The organism is Gilliamella sp. Fer4-1, from assembly GCF_001690515.1.
Classification (GTDB): Bacteria; Pseudomonadota; Gammaproteobacteria; order Enterobacterales; family Orbaceae; genus Gilliamella; species Gilliamella apicola_C.
This window is the reverse complement of sequence record NZ_LZGZ01000021.1, coordinates 1-887: the sequence shown is the minus strand read 5'-3', so window position 1 is coordinate 887 and position 887 is coordinate 1. Positions and strand designations below refer to the sequence as shown.

The window sequence follows — 887 nt, the reverse complement described above, 5'->3', positions numbered from 1 at the left end:
CCAAATATTGGTAATTTTATCCATCTAGTTTTTGGGAAAAATGCCAAAAAAAGCATATAGATTAGAAACGTATAACTAAAATTGTTTAAATTACCAATATTTATAATATAAAAAGCGATCAAAATAACTGCAAAGTACGCGACAACCAAAATGTTTTGTTTAGTTAAAATTGGAATACTTAAATTTTTTATTTTTAACATTAGATAGAACCTTTAATCATTTCCATAATCTATTTATATAGTAATTTTTTAATTAAGTAAGTGATGTAAAATTTTATCCCTTTTAAAATGGAACCTTTCCTAAAAAATTGTGCAGAAAAAACTCTATAATCGACTGGCCTCATTTTGTTCTGATATGATTTTAGTGGGCTATTTGCCCAAGGGGTAAAATGCTTATAATATGTATATAAATTTTGTGCAAGACCTTCATTTTCGGTGTACCACATTTTCCTAGGACCAGTAAAATGAATAATATAGGGTAAAGATTTTTTATTATAAAAAAATGTTTCCTTTTGTTTATCATCCATCCAAGTAAATAAGTAATTCCAATTAGGATCTATATATGAGACTTGATTTTGTAGAACTATATTTAGCACATCTTGATCTGGGTAAATTAAACGTTCTGTTTTTGCAGATAGTAATATTGTGTTTACTTTATTCTCCGTATCAAAATTAATCCAATTGTCAGTGTTAATGTATAAAAAACCTGAGTTAAAATAGCTTTCTGAAGTAAGTTCAAGCCTTTCTGTGTTTTTTAACATCTTCTTTTTATCTAACGAATCAGGTGTGACAGCACAAATAACCGAATCTATATTGATATTTAAAATAGGCGATAAATCAGAAAAACATAGGGTATCTGCATCTAAGTAAATAAATTTATCAATTTTG

At 26.7% G+C, this 887-nt stretch carries 2 protein-coding genes; both read right to left on the bottom strand.

Annotated elements, in window-relative coordinates:
• A partial coding sequence (locus A9G30_RS13130; protein ID WP_218057670.1) for a hypothetical protein occupies positions 1–200 on the bottom strand: 200 nt, incomplete at its 3' end.
• A gap of 29 nt (positions 201–229) precedes the next feature.
• A partial coding sequence (locus tag A9G30_RS00760; RefSeq protein WP_065587748.1) for a glycosyltransferase family 8 protein occupies positions 230–887 on the bottom strand: 658 nt, incomplete at its 5' end.